Origin of the sequence: Streptomyces lincolnensis (assembly GCF_021173675.1) — a bacterium.
GTDB lineage: Bacteria > Actinomycetota > Actinomycetes > Streptomycetales > Streptomycetaceae > Streptomyces > Streptomyces lincolnensis_B.
Genome location: NZ_JAIHON010000008.1, coordinates 23,049 through 40,377, shown reverse-complemented (window position 1 = coordinate 40,377; position 17,329 = coordinate 23,049). Strand labels below are relative to the sequence as shown.

The window sequence follows — 17,329 nt, the reverse complement described above, 5'->3', positions numbered from 1 at the left end:
CCCAAGAGGCCCCGGACTCCCTCCGGGGCCTCTCTCATGTGCCCGGTGACACATATCCGCCGCCCTGCGCTCTTCGAACGGAAGGTCGAAAACCTTCGACCGACCTCGAGGAGGTTCTGTTCACTTGCGCATTCACAGACGCACCGCCGCAGCGGTCACCACGGCACTGATCGGTTCGTTCATGCTGATCGGGACGGCGACGGGGACGGCCACGGCCGAGGAGACGACGAGCGTGGCGCTGCCGAGCGCCTCGTTCGGGGACATCGTCGTCGACGGGGTGCACGACCGGGTGTTCGTCAGCGACCCGAGTGGCGGCACGGTCGTCGTCACCGACTACGCGGGTACGGTCGTCCGGCAGATCACCGCCGAGGAGGGCGCCGCGGGCCTCGCGCTCTCGGCGGATTCCGGCACGCTGTACGTGGCGCTGTCGACGGTGGGCGCGATCGCCGAGATCGACACCGCCACCCTCACCGAGACCCACCGCTACCCGACCGGCACGGACACCTCGCCCCAGAGCCTGGCGATGGCCGGCGGCAAGCTGTGGTTCGGCTACACGGTCGGCAGCAGCGGCGGCATCGGCTCGCTCGACGTGGCCTCCGCCTCCCCGGCGGCGACGCTCGTCCCGAGCGGCCGGTACTGGTACTACGCCCCGGCCCTGGCATCGTCCCCCGCCGCCCCGAACACCCTGGTGGCGGGCGAGGAGGGGGTCAGCCCGGCCACCCTGGCGGTCTACGACACGGCGACCGGCACCCTTGAGAAGCGCGCCGAGCGCGGTTTCACCTCGTCGCCCTCGATCTCGTACCTCAACGACTTCGCGGTGACGGCGGACGGCCAGAACATCGTCGTAGCCGCGAACAACCCGTCCGACCACCAGATCGTCCGCCTGACGGACCTGTCCTCGAACGGCTCCTACTCCAGCTGGCAGTTCCCGAACGCGGTGGCCGTGGCGACCGACGGCACCGTGGCGACGGGCGCGGACGGCGACTTCGTGAAGACCTACCGCCCGGGCACCACCTGGCCGGCGCTCCACGAGTACGCCGTGAACGACCTCCAGCGCGACGGCCTGGCCTGGGCCCCGGACGAGAACCGCCTCTTCGCGATCACAGGCTTCTCCTACGGCGCCGCCCCCACGCTCCACGTCCTCCCGGACGCCGGCAAGCTGGACACCACCCTCTCCCTCCAGGCCCCCACGACCTCCCGCAAGAACAAGGACCTGACCGTCACGGGCTGGCTGTCGGCAACGGAACCCTTCCCCGCGGGCACGACGGTGGACGTCACCCGCACGGACACGACCCACCCGACCGGCACCCCGGTCGGCACCTTCACCGTCTCCCCGACGACGGGCGAGTTCACCTTCACGGACAGCCCGAGCGAGACCGGTGACATCACCTACACGGCCACATACCAGGGCGACGGCCGGCACACCCCCGCCACCGCCCAGGCCACGGTGACGATCACCAGGTAGCCCCGCGCCCACGACAACGCCCCCGAGTCGCACGACAGGCGTCGTAGGTCTCGGGGGCCGCCGTCCCGTCCGTACGAGAATGCAGCCATGCGTCGTACAGGTCGTACAGACAAGGACCGCGAGCTGTGCAGGTTGATCCACCGCTATGTCACGCCCGGCCGGAGGTACCTCAAGGTCGGCGGCGCCCTCCTCGGCATGAGTGAACACGACCGAGCCGCGTTCCTGCGGAACCTGGGCCAGGCAGCCGGTGAGATCAGTCCCCCTGAACTCGACATGCTGCTCGACCGGGGATGGCGCGAGCGCAAGACGGCGGCCTGGCTCATCGCCGTCGCCGGCCGGACCGCGTTCCGCGAACGCCTCGGCGAACTCCTGCTCGCCAGTGAGGGGCCCTACGCGGGCCAGGCGTACTGCGTCGCCCTGGCCACCTTCGGCACCCCCGCCGACGCCGACCTCCTGGCCGCCTACCTCGACCGCTACCTGCCCCGCCCCGACCTCGACTACGACCAGACGGCCGCCCTCGGCGCCCTCCTGCTCCTCGACACCGAACTCGGCACCGACCACACGGCCCGCTTCCTCACCCCGAACGGCCCCTGGCAGCAGTGGCTCGACGGACCACCCCGCAAAGACCGCGACTCCCCCGACAGCCTCCGGGAGTTCATCGGCCGACTCCGCACCTTCGCCGGGGAAAGTGCCCAGCACTGCCCCACGGTCGTTCCGGAGAAGGTCGCCTGGGTCCTCGTGCGTGACGGGCGGGTGCTGGTGACACGCAGCCGCGGTGTGGACGTCTTCTACTTCCCCGGCGGAAAACGGGAGCCGGGCGAGTCCGACGCCGAGACCCTGGCCCGCGAGATCGACGAAGAACTACAGACCCGCGTCGACACCACCACGATGACCCACGTCGGCACCTTCGAGACCCGGAACACCCACGACGGCCGCCCCGACTTCCGGATGTTCTGCTACACCGCCGACTACACCGGCCCCCTGCTCCCCGCCATGGAGATCGCCGAGCTGGACTGGTTCGGCTACGGCGATCGCGCGCGGGTCTCACCGGTGGACCAGATGGTCTTCGACGCCCTCCACACCTCGGGCCGACTGGCCTGAGAAGGCCGACCCCACGGGCCGGGCCCGGACAGCGAGAAACCCCCTGCCCACGGCAGACGCGGGCAGGGGGCTCGATGGTCGGGCCTACTTCTTCTTGCCCTGGTTCTTGACCGCCTCGATCGCCGCCGCGGCCGCGTCGGGGTCGAGGTAGGTGCCGCCGGGGTTCAGGGGCTTGAAGTCGGCGTCGAGTTCGTAGGAGAGGGGGATGCCGGTGGGGATGTTGAGGCCCGCGATGTCGGCGTCGGAGATGCCGTCGAGGTGCTTGACCAGGGCGCGCAGGGAGTTGCCGTGGGCGGCGACCAGGACCGTGCGGCCGGTCAGGAGGTCGGGGACGATGGCGTCGAACCAGTAGGGGAGCATGCGGACGACGACGTCCTTCAGGCACTCCGTGCGCGGGCGCAGCTCCGGGGGGAGGGTGGCGTAGCGCGGGTCGGAGTACTGGGAGTACTCGGCGTCGATGTCGAGCGGCGGCGGAGGCGTGTCGTAGGAGCGGCGCCAGAGCATGAACTGCTCCTCGCCGAACTCGGCGAGGGTCTGGGCCTTGTCCTTGCCCTGGAGGGCGCCGTAGTGGCGCTCGTTCAGGCGCCAGGAGCGGTGGACCGGGATCCAGTGGCGGTCCGCGGACTCCAGGGCGAGCTGGGCGGTGCGGATGGCGCGCTTCTGGAGGGACGTGTGGACCACGTCGGGGAGCAGGCCGGCGTCCTTGAGCAGCTCACCGCCGCGGACTGCCTCCTTCTCGCCCTTCTCGTTGAGGTTGACGTCCACCCAGCCGGTGAACAGGTTCTTCGCGTTCCATTCGCTCTCGCCGTGGCGGAGGAGGATCAGCTTGTACGGTGCGTCGGCCATGCGTATGAGCGTAATCGAAGGGTCCGACGCCTTGGGCGGTGCGCCCGGTACGCGGACGGTTGACGGGATCTGTTAATTGAGTGGTCATCCGGCACGGACCACTCGTAAGTTGCTCTTGCCGCCCGAGCCGCTTACATCTGCTGACATCCGTTGACATCCGTGGGGGATCCGTCATGTCCGTCGTTGCCCTGAGACGTGCCGTCCGGGAGACCGTCTCCGGGCTCCCCCGCGAGTTCTGGTGGCTGTGGACCAGCACGCTCGTCAACCGGCTGGGTGCCTTCGTCGCCACCTTCATGGCCCTGTACCTGACCATGGACCGGGGCTACTCCGCCTCCTACGCCGGACTCGTCGTCTCGCTGTACGGGCTGGGCGGAGTGGTCTCGTCCCTCGGCGGCGGGGTGATGACCGACCGGCTCGGCAGGCGGCCCACGCTGCTCATCGCGCAGGCGTCGACCGCGGTCTCCGTCGCGCTGCTCGGGTTCGTGCACCATCCGGTCGCGATCGCCGGGGTCGCCTGTCTCGTCGGCATGGCGTCCAACGCCTCGCGGCCGGCCGTACAGGCGATGATGGCGGACATCGTGCGGCCCGAGGACCGGGTGCGGGCCTTCTCGTTGAACTACTGGGCCATCAACCTCGGGTTCGCCGTCTCCTCCGCGGCCGCCGGGTTCATCGCCGAGACCAGCTATCTCGCGGGCTTCCTGATCGAGGCCGGCATGACCGCCGTGTGCGCGGTGGTCATCTTCCTCAAGCTGCCCGAGTCGCGGCCCGAGCGGAAGAAGGCCCAGAAGGGGTCCGTGGAAGACGTCCGGCTCGGGACCGTGCTGCGCGACGGGCGCTTCATGGGCGTCGTCGGGCTGTCCTTCCTCGTCGCGCTGGTCTTCCAGCAGGGCTCGGTCGGTCTGCCGGTCGCCATGGGCGAGGCCGGGTTCACGCCCGCGGACTACGGCGTCGCGATCGCCGTCAACGGCGTACTGATCGTCGCGCTCCAGATCCCGGTCACCCGGTTCATCGAACACCGGGACACCAAGCGGCTGCTGGTGGTCTCCTCGCTCCTCGCGGGCTACGGCTTCGGCCTCACCGCCTTCGCCGGGTCCCTCGGCCTGTTCGCCCTCGCCGTCTGTGTGTGGACCCTGGGCGAGATGATCAACGCGCCGACCCAGACCGGCCTGGTCGTCCGGCTCTCCCCGACCCACGGCCGCGGGCGCTACCAGGGCATGTACACCCTGTCCTGGTCCGTCGCGGGCCTGGTCGCACCCCTGATGTCCGGCATCGTCATCGACCGCTACGGCGCGGAGTGGCTGTGGGGGCTGTGCGCGGTCGTCGGCACGGTGGCGGCGATCGGGTACGCGGCCCTCATGCGGCGCCTGCCGGACGAGGAACAGGCCATGGCCGGTGCCGTGGAACCGGTCACGGGACCTGTCACGGGACCTGTCACGGGACAGGCCGCCGCCGAACCCTCGTCGGCCTCGGCCGCGCCCGGTGCCGCCACCACTCCGTGATCATGATCCGTCACAGGCGCTACGGCGGCCGTCCTCACGGATGCATCCGCGCCCCCTTCACCACCTTGTCCACGGCGTTCCGCGGCCCGTACACGGCCAGTCCCACCAGGTCCAGGTCCGCCGTGGCCACCGCCCGCACCGCCGCCCGGTTGTCGCGGTCGTTGCCCGTGGCGAACAGGTCGCTCGTGAACACCGCGCACGGGAGCGAACGGGACAGCACGCGCGCGTGGGCCGTCGTCAGCGTCTCCTTCGTGGCCTCGAAGACCATCACGGGCTGGCGGAACATCGGCAGGTAGACCACGCCGTCGGCGTCCTCGTACGGCTCGCCGACCACCTCGGGGACCTGCGTGCCCAGGCCGCTGACGAGGAACGCGGTGACGTTCAGGCGCTGCCAGGGCTCCAGGTCCTCACGCAGCAGGACGGCGATCTTGGTGTCGAAACGGATGGGTGCGTCGTTCATGCGTGAAGACTGCCGATCGCCGCCGGGTGTCGTCTTGTACGTTCTTTGCATGGCCACCCGGCAGGAAGTCACCGCCTGGCGCCCGGCCGTCCCGGGCGTCACCGAGGTCTTCCACGCCCACTTCACCGAGTACGCCTATCCGATGCACGTCCACGACGCGTGGACGCTGCTCATCGTGGACGACGGGGCCGTGCGCTACGACCTGGACCGGCACGAGCACGGGACGCCGGGCGACACGGTGTCGCTGCTGCCGCCGCACGTCCCCCACAACGGCTCGCCCGTCACCCCGGACGGCTTTCGCAAGCGGGTCGTCTATCTCGACGGCACGCACCTCGGCGACGACCTCATCGGGCCCGCCGTGGATGGTCCCGATCTGCGGGATCCCGTACTGCGGCGGCGGGTCGGGCAGATGCACACCGCGCTCGCGCGGCCGGGCGAGGAACTGGAGGCGGAGAGCCGGCTGACGCTGATCGGCGACCGGCTGCGGGTGCTGTTGCGGCCCCGGCTGCACGCCCGGCCCGCGCGCCGGGATCCCGCCCTCGCCGGACGGCTGCGCGAGCTGCTGGACGAGCGGGTGGTGGAGGGGCTGTCGCTGGAGGAGGCGGCGCGGGTCGTACAGGCTCATCCGGCGCATCTCGTACGGGCGTTCAGTGCCGCGTACGGCATCGCGCCGCACCAGTACCTGAACGCCCGCCGCGTCGACCGGGCCCGGCGGCTGCTGCTGGCGGGGCGTGGGCCTGCGGATGTCGCCGCGCTCACCGGCTTCCACGACCAGGCCCATCTCACCCGGCATTTCCGGAAGTTGGTGGGGGTCACGCCGGGTCGGTACGCGAGATCGGCGGAAGGCGTCCGTCCGTGATCGGCGGCGGTTAGCGTCCTCTCCATGGAGGACACACAGACATCACCGGAACCACAGAAGCCCGATATGTCCCCCGCGGGCGGCGGTCCACGGCTCAGACGGGTCTCTACGGCTCTCGCCGGCGCGGCGGCCCTGATAGCGCTCAGCGTCGGCGGGCTCGCCTTCGCGGCGAGCTCCGACGAGGGGCCCACCCCCTCGTCCACCGAGACGACCGAGATGCCCGAAGTGACCGTCCCACCGGACGGGGGCTCCGGGGGCACCAGCGGCGGGGGCGGGACCGGCGGTGCGGACCCGAGCCCGACCTTCACGGACCCCGACGGGCCGACCGATCCCGACGAGTCCACCGACCCGGGGGATCCCAACGACCCGCAGCCGTCCACGCCGAGCGAGCTGGACGAGCTCAACAGGCGCATCACGGAACTCGACAAGAAGGTCGACGAACTGCCGACGAAGAAGGAACTCGCCGACGCGCTGCGGGCCTTCGCCGACGAGCTGGACCGCGCGGAGCAGCCGAGCGATCCCGGCGACGAGCCCGGCCCCACCGACGGTCCGCGACCCACCTCGTCGCTGCCGCCGGATCCTTCCTGATCGCGGAGACCAACTACTGGGTCAGTCGGCCGGCCGCTGGGTGAGGTGGGCGAACGCGTCCAGGTTGCGCGTCGACTCGCCCCGGGACACCCGCCACTCGTACTCCTTGCGGATGGCGGTCGCGAAGCCCAGTTCGAGGAGGGTGTTGAAGGCGCCGTCGGCCGCCTCCAGGACCTGGCCGAAGAGGCGGTCGAGCTCGTCGGCGGTGATGGAGGACAGGGGGAGCTTGGCGGTGACGTAGACGTCACCGAGGCGGTCGACGGCGTAACTCACGCCGTACAGCTTGAGGTTGCGCTCCAGGAGCCAGCGGTGGACGCCGGATTCGTTCTCGTCGGGGTGGCGGACGACGAAGGCGTTCAGGGAGAGGGAGTGCCGGCCGACCAGGAGGGACACGGTCGTGGAGAGCTTGCGGGTGCCGGGGAGTTTGACGACGTAGTTGCCGGGAGCAGGGCTCTCCCATTCGAGTCCGGCGTCCTTCTGGGCGTCCCTGAGGAAGCTCTCGACGACTTGTCCCGCCTGTTCCGCCTGCCCCGCCTGTCCCGTCCGGTCCGTGTCACCCATGGTGGGAGCGTACGTGACGGCGGTGCGACTGGGTCGCGGCCGTGTAGACGTCCGCCGTGGCGGCGGCCGCGGTGTCCCAGCCGAAGGACTCGGCGTGCCGGGCTGCGGCCTCGCCCATGCGGGGCGCCAGCTCGGGACGGTCGGCGAAATCGCGCAGCACGCGCGCGTAGTCGGCGGGATTGTGCCCTCGTACGAGGAAACCGGTCTGCCCGTCCCGGACGGCGACCGGGAGTCCGCCGACCGCGGCGGCGAGCACGGGGGTGCCGGCCGCCTGGGCCTCTATGGCGACCAGTCCGAACGACTCGCTGTAGGACGGCATGACGAGCACGGAGGCGGCCCGGAACCAGTCGGCGAGCTGCTCCTGGCCGACGGGCGGATGGAACCGTACGACGTCCGCGATGCCGAGGCGCGAGGCCAGCTTCTGGAGGCCCTCCGGCTTGGCGAGGCCGCTGCCGCTGAGGCCGCCGACGACCGGGACGAGGAGGCGGGAGCGCAGGTCGGGGCGCTCGTCCAGGAGGACCGCCACGGCGCGCAGGAGCACGTCGGGGGCCTTCAGGGGCTGGATGCGGCCCGCGAAGAGCGGGATCAGGGCGTCCTGGGGGAGCCCGAGGCGGGCGCGTGCGGCGGCGCGGCCGTCGGCGGGGCGGAAGCGGTCGAGGTTCACGCCGGGGTGTACGACGGCGACCTTGTCGGGGTCGGCCGCGTAGTGCCGGACGAGTTCGTCGCGCTCCTCGGCGGTGTTGGCGATGAGGCGGTCCGCGGCGGCGACGATCTGGGTCTCGCCGATGACCCGGGCGGCGGGCTCGGGGGTGTCGCCGTCGGCGAGGTTGGCGTTCTTGACCTTGGCCATGGTGTGCATGGCGTGCACCAGGGGGGTGCCCCAGCGCTGGGCGGCGAGCCAGCCGACGTGGCCGGAGAGCCAGTAGTGCGAGTGGACCAGGTCGTAGTAGCCGGGGCGGTGGCCGGCCCAGGCCTGCATCACACCGTGCGTGAAGGCGCACAGCTGCGCGGGCAGCTCCTCCTTGGCGAGGCCCTCGTAAGGGCCGGCGTCGACGTGCCGGACGAGGACGCCGGGGGCGAGCTGGACCGAGGGCGGGAGTCCGCCGGTGGTCGCCCGCGTGAAGATCTCCACCTCGATGTTGATCGCGGCGAGGCGCTGCGCGAGCTCCACGATGTAGACGTTCATGCCGCCCGCGTCGCCGGTGCCCGGCTGGTGGAGCGGTGAGGTGTGCACGGAGAGCATCGCGACGCGGCGGGGGCGGCGGTGCAGGCGCAGCCGGGGGGCGGCGGCCTGGGAGCGACGCTGGAGCCTGCTGACGTACTGGCTCACGTGGCGTTCCTCCTTGCTGCGGGCATGCCGGACGGAGGGTGTGGGGCGCCCTCCAAGGGTGTCCAACATCGGAGGGATGGGTTCCCATTCCGGGCACGGGGGTTTTTGCCGAGGCATTACCCGTGGTCGCTCAACCGTTCGAAGGTGGGGCGCGTTGGCGGGGCGGGGGCGGAGCAGGGGGCGTGGGGGCGGAGGCGTGGAGTGTGGGGCGTGGGGCGGGCCATGGCCGAGGGGTCGCCAAGGGGTGCGGTCGGGAGCAGGCTGGAGAGATGACGACCGACTACGGGAATCTGCCCGAGGTGGTGTCGCGCGAGGAGTGGCTCACCGCCCGCAAGGAACTGCTGGCCGAGGAGAAGGAGCTCACCCGCGCGCGTGACCGGGTCAACGCGGCGCGGCGGCGGCTGCCGATGGTCCGCGTCGACAAGCCGTACCGCTTCGAGGGCCCCAAGGGTCCCGTGAACCTGCTCGACCTGTTCGAGGGGCGGCCCCAGCTGGTCCTGCACCACTTCATGTGGACGTACGACATCGACGCCGACGGTGCCGAGCACCCCCGTGACACCGGCTGCCCCAGCTGCTCCTCCGCCGCCGACACCATCAGCGGGCTGCGGCAACTGCACGCCCGCCGCACGACGCTGGCCGCGGTGTCCCGGGCGCCGTACCCGAAGCTCGCCGCGTACCGCGAGCGGATGGGGTGGACCTTCCCCTGGTACTCCTCGGCCGGCGACGACTTCAACTACGACTTCCACGCGACCGTCGACGAACGCGTCGCCCCGGTGCGGATCTTCGACCGCGACGAGGCCGAACTCGCCGCGGCCGGCATGCCCTGGTCACCGGAGCTGCGCGGCGACTGGCCGGGCATCAGCGCGTTCCTGCGCGTCGGGGACGAGGTCTTCCACACGTACTCCGCGTTCGGCCGCGGCATCGAGCAGTTCCACTACAACATCCCCTACCTGGACCTCACCGCCCTTGGCCGCCAGGAGCCCTGGGAACAGCCGGAGGGGCGCGCGGTGCCTCTTGGGCGGGAGGTGGGCGGGGCGGATATTCGGCTGCCGGACGAGTACGGGTAGGGGTGTGCGTGCGGATGCCTGCGGCGCGCTGTGCGGCTTCGGTGGGGGTGCGCGTAGCGCCTTGGGTCCGGTGGGTGGGTCGGGGCCGGGTCGGGGGGTCTCCGTCCTCGGTCCGGCGGAACTGTTCCGGCAAGAGGTCCTGCGTGTCGGACGCCGGCCGCTGCGGGCGGACACCCCCCGCCCCGTCCCCTCACCGCCGTGGGCGGCTGCTTCGAACACCAGACGCCTGTCCTCACCTCAGGGGCGCGGGGAACTGCGCGACCAACCACAACGCACCCGCACCCGCCCTACGACCTCACGAGGCACCCACCTAAGGGGCGCGGGGAACTGCGCGACCAACCACAACGCACCCGCAGCCGCCCTACGACCTCACGAGGCACCCCGCGAGGCGCACCCCATACCCTCGTAGGCATGACCTCCCGTGCCGCCACCCGCCCCGTGGGCACGGTCACGCGCGGGACCACGAATCCGAACCGGCTGCGGCGGATGGACCGCTGGATCGCGGCGACGCACGGGGTAGAGATGCGTCGGGCCGTGGATCCCGTGGCCGTGGACCTGGGGTACGGCGCCGCGCCGTGGACGGCGGTCGAGCTGCTGGCCCGGCTGAGGGCGGCGGCGCCGCACGCGCGCGTGGTGGGCGTCGAGATCGAACCGGCCAGGGTCACCGCGGCGAAACCGTACGAACGCGACGGGCTCGTCTTCCGGCACGGCGGCTTCGAGATCCCGGTCGAGGGCCGGCCGCATCTCATCCGGGCCGCCAACGTGCTGCGCCAATACGACGAGCCCGAGGTCGCCTCGGTGTGGGAGCGGCTGTGTGCCCGGCTGGCCCCGGCCGGTGCGGGCTCGCGCGGCGGGCTGCTCGTCGAGGGGACCTGTGACGAGATCGGGCGGCGGCACGTGTGGGTCGCGCTCGGTCCCGAGGGGCCGCGCACGGTGACCTTCGCGACCCGGCTGGGCTCGCTGGAGCGCCCCACGGACCTCGCCGAGCGGCTGCCGAAGGCACTCATCCACCGCAATGTGCCCGGCGAACCGGTGCACGCCTTCCTGCGCGACTTCGACCGCGCCTGGGCGGCCGCCGCTCCCTATGCCTCCTACGGCGCACGCCAGCGCTGGATCCGGGCGGTGCGGGACCTCACGGCCGACTGGCCGGTGACGGACGGGCCGGTGCGCTGGCGGCAGGGTGAAGTGACGGTGGCGTGGGAGGCGTTGGCCCCGCGGACGTGACCGTCGTGCCGTGCCCTGCCGTTCTGCCGTGCCGGCGGATGGGAACGATCTCGGTGAGTCGTTCGTCACACAGGTGGGGAGATCGTCATGCCGGGGGCGTCACGAGGGGAGGAACCGACCGCGCCGTTCCGAGTCGTCGTCACGCACGTGTCCACAGCCGTTCACGACCTCTGTCGTTTTGCGCGCATACGTGACACGATCCCCCCGGCGTCCGTAAGTTACTGACGGTAAATCAGATACAGCAGCTCTGGGGGCAAGCTATGGGTGCGGGCAAGCGCGGGCTGATCACAGCGGCCGTGACCCTGGTCTGCGCGGTCACCGCACTGGCGGCACCGGGCACGGCGTTCGCGGCACCGACGCCGACACCCACCCCGACCGCGACACCGGGCTCCACACCGGACTCCACCTCGACTCCTTTGCCCGACAAGGACCTTGAGGCCGTACGCGAGAAGCTGGACGACCTTTATCACGACGCGGCCGTCGCCACGGACGCGTACAACGCCGCCGAGGAGAAGGCCGAGACCCAGTCGGCCCAGATCGTCGCGCTGGCCAAGAAGATCGTCGAGGGCAAGGAGAAGCTGGACCGGCTGAAGGACCGCGCCGGTGCCGCGGCCCGCGCGCAGTACCGCAGCGGAGGGCTGCCGGACGAGGCGCAGTTGATGCTCAGCGACGATCCGCAGCAGTTCCTCGACGGCGCGGGCCGGGTGCTCCAGGGCCAGCGCGGGACCAAGGCGCTGATCGGGGAAATGACCCGCACCCAGCAGGACTTGGAGCAGTACGCCAGGGACGCCTCCGCCCAGTGGCAGAAGCTGGAGGAGAACCGCAAGGCCAAGGCGAAGGCCCAGAAGCGGATCGAGAAGCAGATCGCGGAGGCGGAGAAGCTCGAGTCCCAGCTGGAGAAGGAGGAGAAGGAGCGCCTCGCCGAACTGGAACGGCAGGCCGCGCTCAAGGCGCAGACCGCCTGGCTCGGCTCCGGCGTCCTCGACGACATCAGCGGCAATGCCTCCGCCCAGGGCCAGAAGGCCGTCAAGTACGCCACGGATCAGATGGGCAAGCCCTACGAGTGGGGTGCCGAGGGCCCGACGTCGTACGACTGCTCCGGCCTGACCTCCCAGGCCTGGGCGAGCGCCGGCAGCGCCATCCCGCGCACCTCGCAGCAGCAGTGGCAGCAGTTGAAGCACGTCGCCGTGAAGGACATGCGTCCCGGGGATCTGATCATCTACTTCGGCGACGCCAGTCATGTCGCGATGTACATAGGGGACGGCGCGATCGTGCACGCTCCGCGTCCGGGACGGACCGTGACGGTCGCGGGGGCCGGGTCGATGCCGATCCTCGGGGTGGTCCGGCCGGACGCGTGACGGCGGGAGCGTGCGCCGGCGTTCCGGGGGGCGGTAATGGCTCAGTGACCCCTGGGCCCGTGGTGGCCCGGACCACACGGATGCGGGTGACTGTGACCCGTGCCATGTGACCCAGGGCACGCCCAACCGGCCCGCAAACCCGTGCCGGACGTGACCTTCGTCATTCCCGGGCCGTCGCCGACCTGTCCAACTGCGGTACGGATCACGGCATATGACAGCGGCCAGGGTCGAGGATGCGTGCCGTACACCATTCCGTTGCGGCGCCGACTACCGCTATGGTCCCCGTCGGTAGGTCGAGACCCCTCGCCCTGCCGTGCCCGCGGGGGGAGGGAAGGAACCCAAGACGATGCCCGTACCCGTACCGCGGCAGAGAGCGATCCCGGCCGTGGAGAGTGGTCAGGCGCAGGCCGCGTCCCCAGGCAGCGGCCCTTCTGAGGAAGGGGCCCGGCTCACGGAAGCCCCTGACACGAACGCCCCGAGCACGGAAGCTCCCAGCACGGAAGCTCCGGCCGCGAACTCCACGGACGAGCGGACCGGCCCTGCCGCCGCCACAGCCACATCGGTCACCGGCGTGACCGGTGCCTCCGGTGTGCCCGCGCCGGCCGGTGCGCCCGCATCGACCGGTGTGCCCGCGCCGGCCGGTGTCCACACCACGCTGACCCTGCTGGTCATCGAGGACGATCCGGGCGGCTCCACGGTCGTGCCCGAGCTGCTGGATTCGGCCGGCAAGCCGATCCGCGTTCGCACGGCCCGCAACCTGACCGAGGCCGAGCGGCTGCTCACCGACGACGTCCACTGCATCCTGCTGGACCTCGCGCTGCCCTCCCACGGCCGCGTCGAGGACAACGACGACGAGCTGGCCGTACTCCGTCATGTACTGGAGCTCGCGCCCCGGCACGCCGTGCTCGCGCTCACCGCGTCCGGGGACGCCGAGCGCGGCACCGAGGCCGTGCGGGTGGGCGCCCAGGACTACCTGTTCCGCGACGAGCTGGACGGGCGGCTGCTGAGCCGGGCGATCCGGTACGCGGTGGAGCGGAAGCGTTCCGACACGGCCGAGCGGCGCCTCGCCGAGGGCCGGGTGCGCGCCCAGGAGAACCGCCGTCTGGAGCGCGGCCTGCTGCCCACGCCCCTGCTGGACGGATCCTCGCTCCACTTCGCCGCCCGCTACCGGCCGGGCCGCTCGCGCGCCCTGCTCGGCGGTGACTTCTACGACACCGTGCGCACCCCGGACGGCACGGTCCACGCCATGATCGGCGACGTCTGCGGGCACGGCCCGGACGAGGCGGCCCTCGGTGTGGAGCTGCGCATAGCCTGGCGCGCCCTGACGCTGGCGGGTCTGTGCGGCGACGAGCTGCTCGGCACGCTTCAGCAGGTGCTGGAGCACGAACGCTCCGACGACGAGATCTTCGCGACGCTGTGCACGGTGGACATCGCGCCCGACGGCCGCCGCGCGGGCCTGTGCCTCGCCGGGCACCCCGCCCCGCTGATCGCCCGCCCGGGCCGGCCCGCCCGGCTGCTGCCGTACGACAACAACGGCCCGGCGCTCGGGCTGCTGCCGGGCGCCCGCTGGCCGCGGACGCAGGTGGAGCTGGGCCGCGAGTGGAGTCTGATGCTCTACACCGACGGTCTGATCGAGGGCCGTGTCGGCAAGGGCGGCGAGCGGCTCGGTCAGGACGGCATGGTGGAGATGGTGCGGCGGCAGCTGGCCGAGGGTCTGCGGGGCGAGCAGTTGCTGCGGGCCGCGGTGAACGAGGTGCGTGAACTCAACGGGGGCGAGCTGACGGACGACGTGGCGGTGGTGTTGCTGGACCGGGTGGCCTGAGCGGGCTGTCGGCCGCCGTTCGGGGTTCTCCCATCGCCGCGCGTGCGCCTGGGGCTCAGCGGCCGCCGTTGTACGGGCCGTAGGGACCGTCGCTGCTCGATCCCCGGTTGCTGCGGCCGCCGCCCGGGAGGCTGCGGATGGCCGGTCGTACGTCGACCATGTACACGATCGTCGCGATGAGACCGATGATCGGCAGGAACGACAGGATCGGGAAGATCAGGTTCACGACGAACGCGATGCCGAGGATGATCAGCCAGAAGGGCTTGGTCTTCTTGTCGGCCGCGCGGTAGGCGTCCTCACGCCGGACAGCGGCGTCCACCAGCGCGAAGGCGCTGAACACGATCAGGGCCATGCTCAGCAGCCACATGAAGTTAGCGAAACCCTGCACCAGCACTACGCCCACCACCCGACTCGGCTCGTCCCTACGCGGTCACCGTACCCGTCCGGCGGGACCGCTACCCGGACAACGGGCCGGGCACTCCCAGAGTGCCCGGCCCGGTCGTGTACCGCGATGCCTTACTTGGCGGGCGGCGTCGTCTTCTTGGCGGTGGTCTTGCGCGCGGCCGGCGCCTTCTTCGCGGCGGGCTTCTTCGCCGGGGCGGGCGCGGGCGCGGCCTGGGCCTCGGCGGGCTTCGGCTCGGCCTTGACCTCGACCGGCTGCGGGGCCGGCTCGGGGTTCGGCTCGACCGCGACGGCCAGCTCCTCGATCTCCTCGGCGGCCTCGCCGCGCCAGGTCTTCACGGTCTGCTCGCCGTGCTCGGCGACCTTCTCGTAGGTCTCCCGGGCCTTGACGGCGTACTCGGCGGCGACGCCGACGCTCCGCAGAGCGAAGTCCTGGGCGGACTCGCCGAGCTTCTTCAGGTCCGCGTCGAGGGTGCTGCCGAGCTTCTTGAGGTCACCGTCGAGGGTGCCGAGGAACTCGCCGACCTTGGTCTGGATGCTCTCCTGAGCCTCCTTGGCCTTGGCACCGGCCTCCTTGGCACGCGCCTGGGCCTTCTCCTGGACGACCTTGGGGTCGGTGTTGCGAACGGCCTCGATACGGGCCGGCGCCTCGGCGCGCAGCTGCTCCACCAGACCGGGCACCTTCTTGGCCTGCTGAAGGGCCAGGTCGGCGGTACCGGCGGCGAAGTAGAGCGGAGTCGGGTCGCTGAGGGTCTTGCGCAGGTCGTCGGTGATGGCCATGGTGATGGTCCTCCCGGATTCTCTTTCGGCTGAGGGTTGTGTGGTCCGCAGTCGGGCGGCCGGTGCCCTGGTCCGGCTCAACTGGCCGTCTGCTGCGGGTCGGCGTCGCCGCCGTCGTTCTTACCGGCCTTGTCGTTCCTGCCGGCCCTGTCGTTCATCTCGACCGCGTCGGCCTTCTCGGTCCCGTCAACGTCGTCGGTCCCGTCAACCTCGTCGGTCTTGTCGGTCCTGCGGGTACGGCGCGGGGTCGCGGACTTGCGCCCACTCGCCGTACGGCTGCCGCTCGCGACGGTGTCGTCCACGGCGAGGTCGCTCACAGCCGTATCGCCGTCCCAGGTGTCCGCCGCGCTCATGGTGGCGATCTCGAACCCGTTCTCCTTGCGGAAGGACTCGTAGATCTGGAGCAGCACCTGCTTCTGCCGCTCGTTCAGCGTGGGATCGGCGAGGATGACGGCACGTGTCTCCACCTCGTCCCGGTCCCGCTCGGCGTCGAGGATGCCGGCCCGCACGTACAGCGTCTCCGCGGAGATCCGCAGCGCCTTGGCGACCTGCTGGAGCACCTCCGCGCTCGGCTTGCGCAGCCCGCGCTCGATCTGGCTCAGATACGGATTGGACACCCCGGCGGCGTCGGCGAGCTGCCTGAGCGACAGCTGCGCGTTGCGCCGCTGCTCGCGCAGGTACTCACCGAGATTGCCGACGTTGAGCGTTGCCATGCCCCCACCTTGCACCATCCCCGCTAACTATTGCAAGCAGCCGCTTGCAAAAGTGCGCCAAGCCACTCAAGGGGCCGACTGCGCCTTGGCACGGCGCTAAGGTCGGATCCCATGATCGTATGGATCAACGGCACTCATGGGGCGGGCAAGACGACGACGAGCGCGCTCGTGCAGCGGCTGCTCCCGGATTCGCGGGTGTTCGACGCCGAGAAGGTCGGCGAGACGCTCATGGACATCAGGCCGGGGCTGCCGGAGACGGACAACTTCCAGCACTGGCCGCCGTGGCGGCCGCTCGTGGTGGAGACCGCTCGCCGCGTACTCGACTACACCGGCGGCACGCTGGTGATACCGATGACCGTCCTGGTCGAGGAGTACTGGCGCGAGATCAGCACGGGCCTGGCCCAACACGCCATTCCGGTACGGCACTTCGTCCTCCACGCCGACCAGGACACCCTGCGCGAGCGGATCGCGGGCGACACGGTCGTCGGCCCGAACTCCTGGTTCCGTCTCAAGTACCTCGAGCCCTACGCCGAGGCGGCCCGGACGTGGCTGCACGGCGAGGCCGAGGTCGTCGACACCACGTGTCTCACGCCCGACCAGGCCGCGCTGCGGATCGCGGAGGCCGTCAAGGACTGAGAAGGAGTGAGGAGGAGTGAGAAGGGCCGCGAAGAGCTGCGAAGGGCTGCGGCTTGGCCGGTCGGCGCGGCTCTGGGATAGCGTCCCTCTGACTCCGGACGAGTGAGAGGGACGTCGTGCAGGTTCAGGTGCGGGACTGGGGCGTCCGTCGATGGGTGTCGTTCGGGCTGATCGCGTTCGGGTCGGTGTTCCTGATCATCGGGCTGATCCTGACGGGGAAGTCGATCTCGCTCCTGGCCGACGCACAGCGCGCCAAGGGCACGGTGGTGGCGCTGGAGTGGCGGGACGACGACAGCGACAGGGGCGTGTCCCGCAAGACGCGCGTGCCCGACAAGCCCTCGGCGTACCCGGTGGTCGAGTTCACCTCGGCGGACGGCACGCACAGGACGTTCCGCAGCTCCACGGGCTCCAATCCGCCCTCGTACGACGAGGGCGACCAGGTCGAGGTCCTGTACCGCGCCGGCTCCCCCGAGGACGCGGAGATCAACGGGTTCGCCTCGCTGTGGCTGCTGCCGCTGATCTTCGGCGGTCTCGGGCTGGTGATCGCGGGGATCGGGACGGGCATCGCGATGGTGGGGCGCCGGCGTTCCTAGGCGCGTCTCACACGCCTTGATTCCA

18 protein-coding genes and 1 pseudogene are annotated in these 17,329 nt (G+C 71.1%); 12 read left to right on the top strand and 7 right to left on the bottom strand.

Translation table 11 applies throughout. The features are described 5' to 3' along the window. The first annotated feature begins 124 nt into the window (after window positions 1-124). From K4B79_RS23920 to K4B79_RS48670, 3 genes and pseudogenes are all read left to right on the top strand, one after another. Window positions 125-1,465 carry a hypothetical protein gene (locus K4B79_RS23920; protein WP_232028946.1) on the top strand — a complete coding sequence of 447 codons (1,341 nt, stop codon included), beginning with the start codon at window positions 125-127 and terminating at the stop codon, window positions 1,463-1,465. An 87-nt stretch (window positions 1,466-1,552) separates the two neighbouring features. Next, window positions 1,553-2,173 (top strand): annotated as a pseudogene (locus K4B79_RS48675) (DUF6000 family protein); the annotation flags it as partial. A 30-nt stretch (window positions 2,174-2,203) separates the two neighbouring features. Continuing rightward, window positions 2,204-2,566, top strand: coding sequence for an NUDIX hydrolase (locus K4B79_RS48670; RefSeq protein ID WP_232029406.1), 363 nt, complete (start codon window positions 2,204-2,206; stop codon window positions 2,564-2,566). Between the two features lie 84 nt (window positions 2,567-2,650). Here the strand turns inward: K4B79_RS48670 and K4B79_RS23905 are convergent, their stop codons facing one another. Beyond that, window positions 2,651-3,412 (bottom strand): phosphoglyceromutase, encoded by a 762-nt coding sequence (locus K4B79_RS23905; RefSeq protein WP_232028945.1) that lies wholly within the window; start codon window positions 3,410-3,412, stop codon window positions 2,651-2,653. Between the two features lie 173 nt (window positions 3,413-3,585). On the opposite strand from K4B79_RS23905, the gene K4B79_RS23900 reads away from it, so the two are divergent. After that, window positions 3,586-4,911, top strand: a complete 1,326-nt coding sequence (locus tag K4B79_RS23900) for an MDR family MFS transporter (protein WP_232028944.1) — start codon at window positions 3,586-3,588, stop codon at window positions 4,909-4,911. A 34-nt stretch (window positions 4,912-4,945) separates the two neighbouring features. Here K4B79_RS23900 and K4B79_RS23895 read toward each other — a convergent pair whose 3' ends face one another. After that, complete coding sequence (locus K4B79_RS23895; RefSeq protein WP_232028943.1) at window positions 4,946-5,371, bottom strand: DUF2000 domain-containing protein; 426 nt, start codon at window positions 5,369-5,371, stop codon at window positions 4,946-4,948. 49 nt (window positions 5,372-5,420) lie between these two features. On the opposite strand from K4B79_RS23895, the gene K4B79_RS23890 reads away from it, so the two are divergent. After that, window positions 5,421-6,230: a helix-turn-helix transcriptional regulator gene (locus tag K4B79_RS23890; RefSeq protein ID WP_232028942.1), complete on the top strand. Its 810-nt coding sequence runs from the start codon at window positions 5,421-5,423 to the stop codon at window positions 6,228-6,230. Between the two features lie 24 nt (window positions 6,231-6,254). After that, the gene (locus tag K4B79_RS23885; protein ID WP_232028941.1) at window positions 6,255-6,818 is read left to right on the top strand and encodes a hypothetical protein; all 564 of its coding nucleotides are present in this window, start codon (window positions 6,255-6,257) and stop codon (window positions 6,816-6,818) included. Window positions 6,819-6,839: 21 nt separating this feature from the next. Here K4B79_RS23885 and K4B79_RS23880 read toward each other — a convergent pair whose 3' ends face one another. Both K4B79_RS23880 and mshA read right to left on the bottom strand, forming a co-directional pair. Further along, window positions 6,840-7,379, bottom strand: a complete 540-nt coding sequence (locus K4B79_RS23880; protein WP_232028940.1) for a YbjN domain-containing protein — start codon at window positions 7,377-7,379, stop codon at window positions 6,840-6,842. Continuing rightward, the gene (gene mshA / locus K4B79_RS23875; RefSeq protein WP_232028939.1) at window positions 7,372-8,709 is read right to left on the bottom strand and encodes a D-inositol-3-phosphate glycosyltransferase; all 1,338 of its coding nucleotides are present in this window, start codon (window positions 8,707-8,709) and stop codon (window positions 7,372-7,374) included. Before mshA ends, K4B79_RS23880 begins: the two co-directional genes overlap by 8 nt. A gap of 269 nt (window positions 8,710-8,978) precedes the next feature. Here mshA and K4B79_RS23870 point away from each other — a divergent pair, with 269 nt between their 5' ends. The 4 genes from K4B79_RS23870 to K4B79_RS23855 all read left to right on the top strand — a co-directional run bounded on the left by K4B79_RS23870 (window position 8,979) and on the right by K4B79_RS23855 (window position 14,180). Then, the gene (locus tag K4B79_RS23870; protein ID WP_232028938.1) at window positions 8,979-9,776 is read left to right on the top strand and encodes a DUF899 domain-containing protein; all 798 of its coding nucleotides are present in this window, start codon (window positions 8,979-8,981) and stop codon (window positions 9,774-9,776) included. A gap of 411 nt (window positions 9,777-10,187) precedes the next feature. Then, window positions 10,188-11,000 (top strand): class I SAM-dependent methyltransferase, encoded by an 813-nt coding sequence (locus tag K4B79_RS23865; RefSeq protein ID WP_232028937.1) that lies wholly within the window; start codon window positions 10,188-10,190, stop codon window positions 10,998-11,000. 260 nt (window positions 11,001-11,260) lie between these two features. Then, complete coding sequence (locus K4B79_RS23860; RefSeq protein WP_232028936.1) at window positions 11,261-12,358, top strand: C40 family peptidase; 1,098 nt, start codon at window positions 11,261-11,263, stop codon at window positions 12,356-12,358. A 346-nt stretch (window positions 12,359-12,704) separates the two neighbouring features. Next, window positions 12,705-14,180: a PP2C family protein-serine/threonine phosphatase gene (locus K4B79_RS23855; RefSeq protein WP_232028935.1), complete on the top strand. Its 1,476-nt coding sequence runs from the start codon at window positions 12,705-12,707 to the stop codon at window positions 14,178-14,180. A 55-nt stretch (window positions 14,181-14,235) separates the two neighbouring features. Here K4B79_RS23855 and K4B79_RS23850 read toward each other — a convergent pair whose 3' ends face one another. From K4B79_RS23850 to K4B79_RS23840, 3 genes are all read right to left on the bottom strand, one after another. After that, on the bottom strand, window positions 14,236-14,547 hold the full coding sequence (locus K4B79_RS23850) for a DUF2516 family protein (protein ID WP_232028934.1): 312 nt from the start codon (window positions 14,545-14,547) through the stop codon (window positions 14,236-14,238). A gap of 149 nt (window positions 14,548-14,696) precedes the next feature. After that, window positions 14,697-15,362: a hypothetical protein gene (locus K4B79_RS23845; RefSeq protein WP_232028933.1), complete on the bottom strand. Its 666-nt coding sequence runs from the start codon at window positions 15,360-15,362 to the stop codon at window positions 14,697-14,699. 77 nt (window positions 15,363-15,439) lie between these two features. Then, window positions 15,440-16,075: a helix-turn-helix domain-containing protein gene (locus K4B79_RS23840; RefSeq protein ID WP_232028932.1), complete on the bottom strand. Its 636-nt coding sequence runs from the start codon at window positions 16,073-16,075 to the stop codon at window positions 15,440-15,442. 111 nt (window positions 16,076-16,186) lie between these two features. Between K4B79_RS23840 and K4B79_RS23835 the strand changes: the two genes are divergently transcribed. Both K4B79_RS23835 and K4B79_RS23830 read left to right on the top strand, forming a co-directional pair. Further along, complete coding sequence (locus K4B79_RS23835) at window positions 16,187-16,711, top strand: AAA family ATPase (protein WP_232028931.1); 525 nt, start codon at window positions 16,187-16,189, stop codon at window positions 16,709-16,711. A gap of 116 nt (window positions 16,712-16,827) precedes the next feature. Next, the gene (locus K4B79_RS23830) at window positions 16,828-17,304 is read left to right on the top strand and encodes a DUF3592 domain-containing protein (protein ID WP_232028930.1); all 477 of its coding nucleotides are present in this window, start codon (window positions 16,828-16,830) and stop codon (window positions 17,302-17,304) included. Window positions 17,305-17,329: the final 25 nt, after the last annotated feature.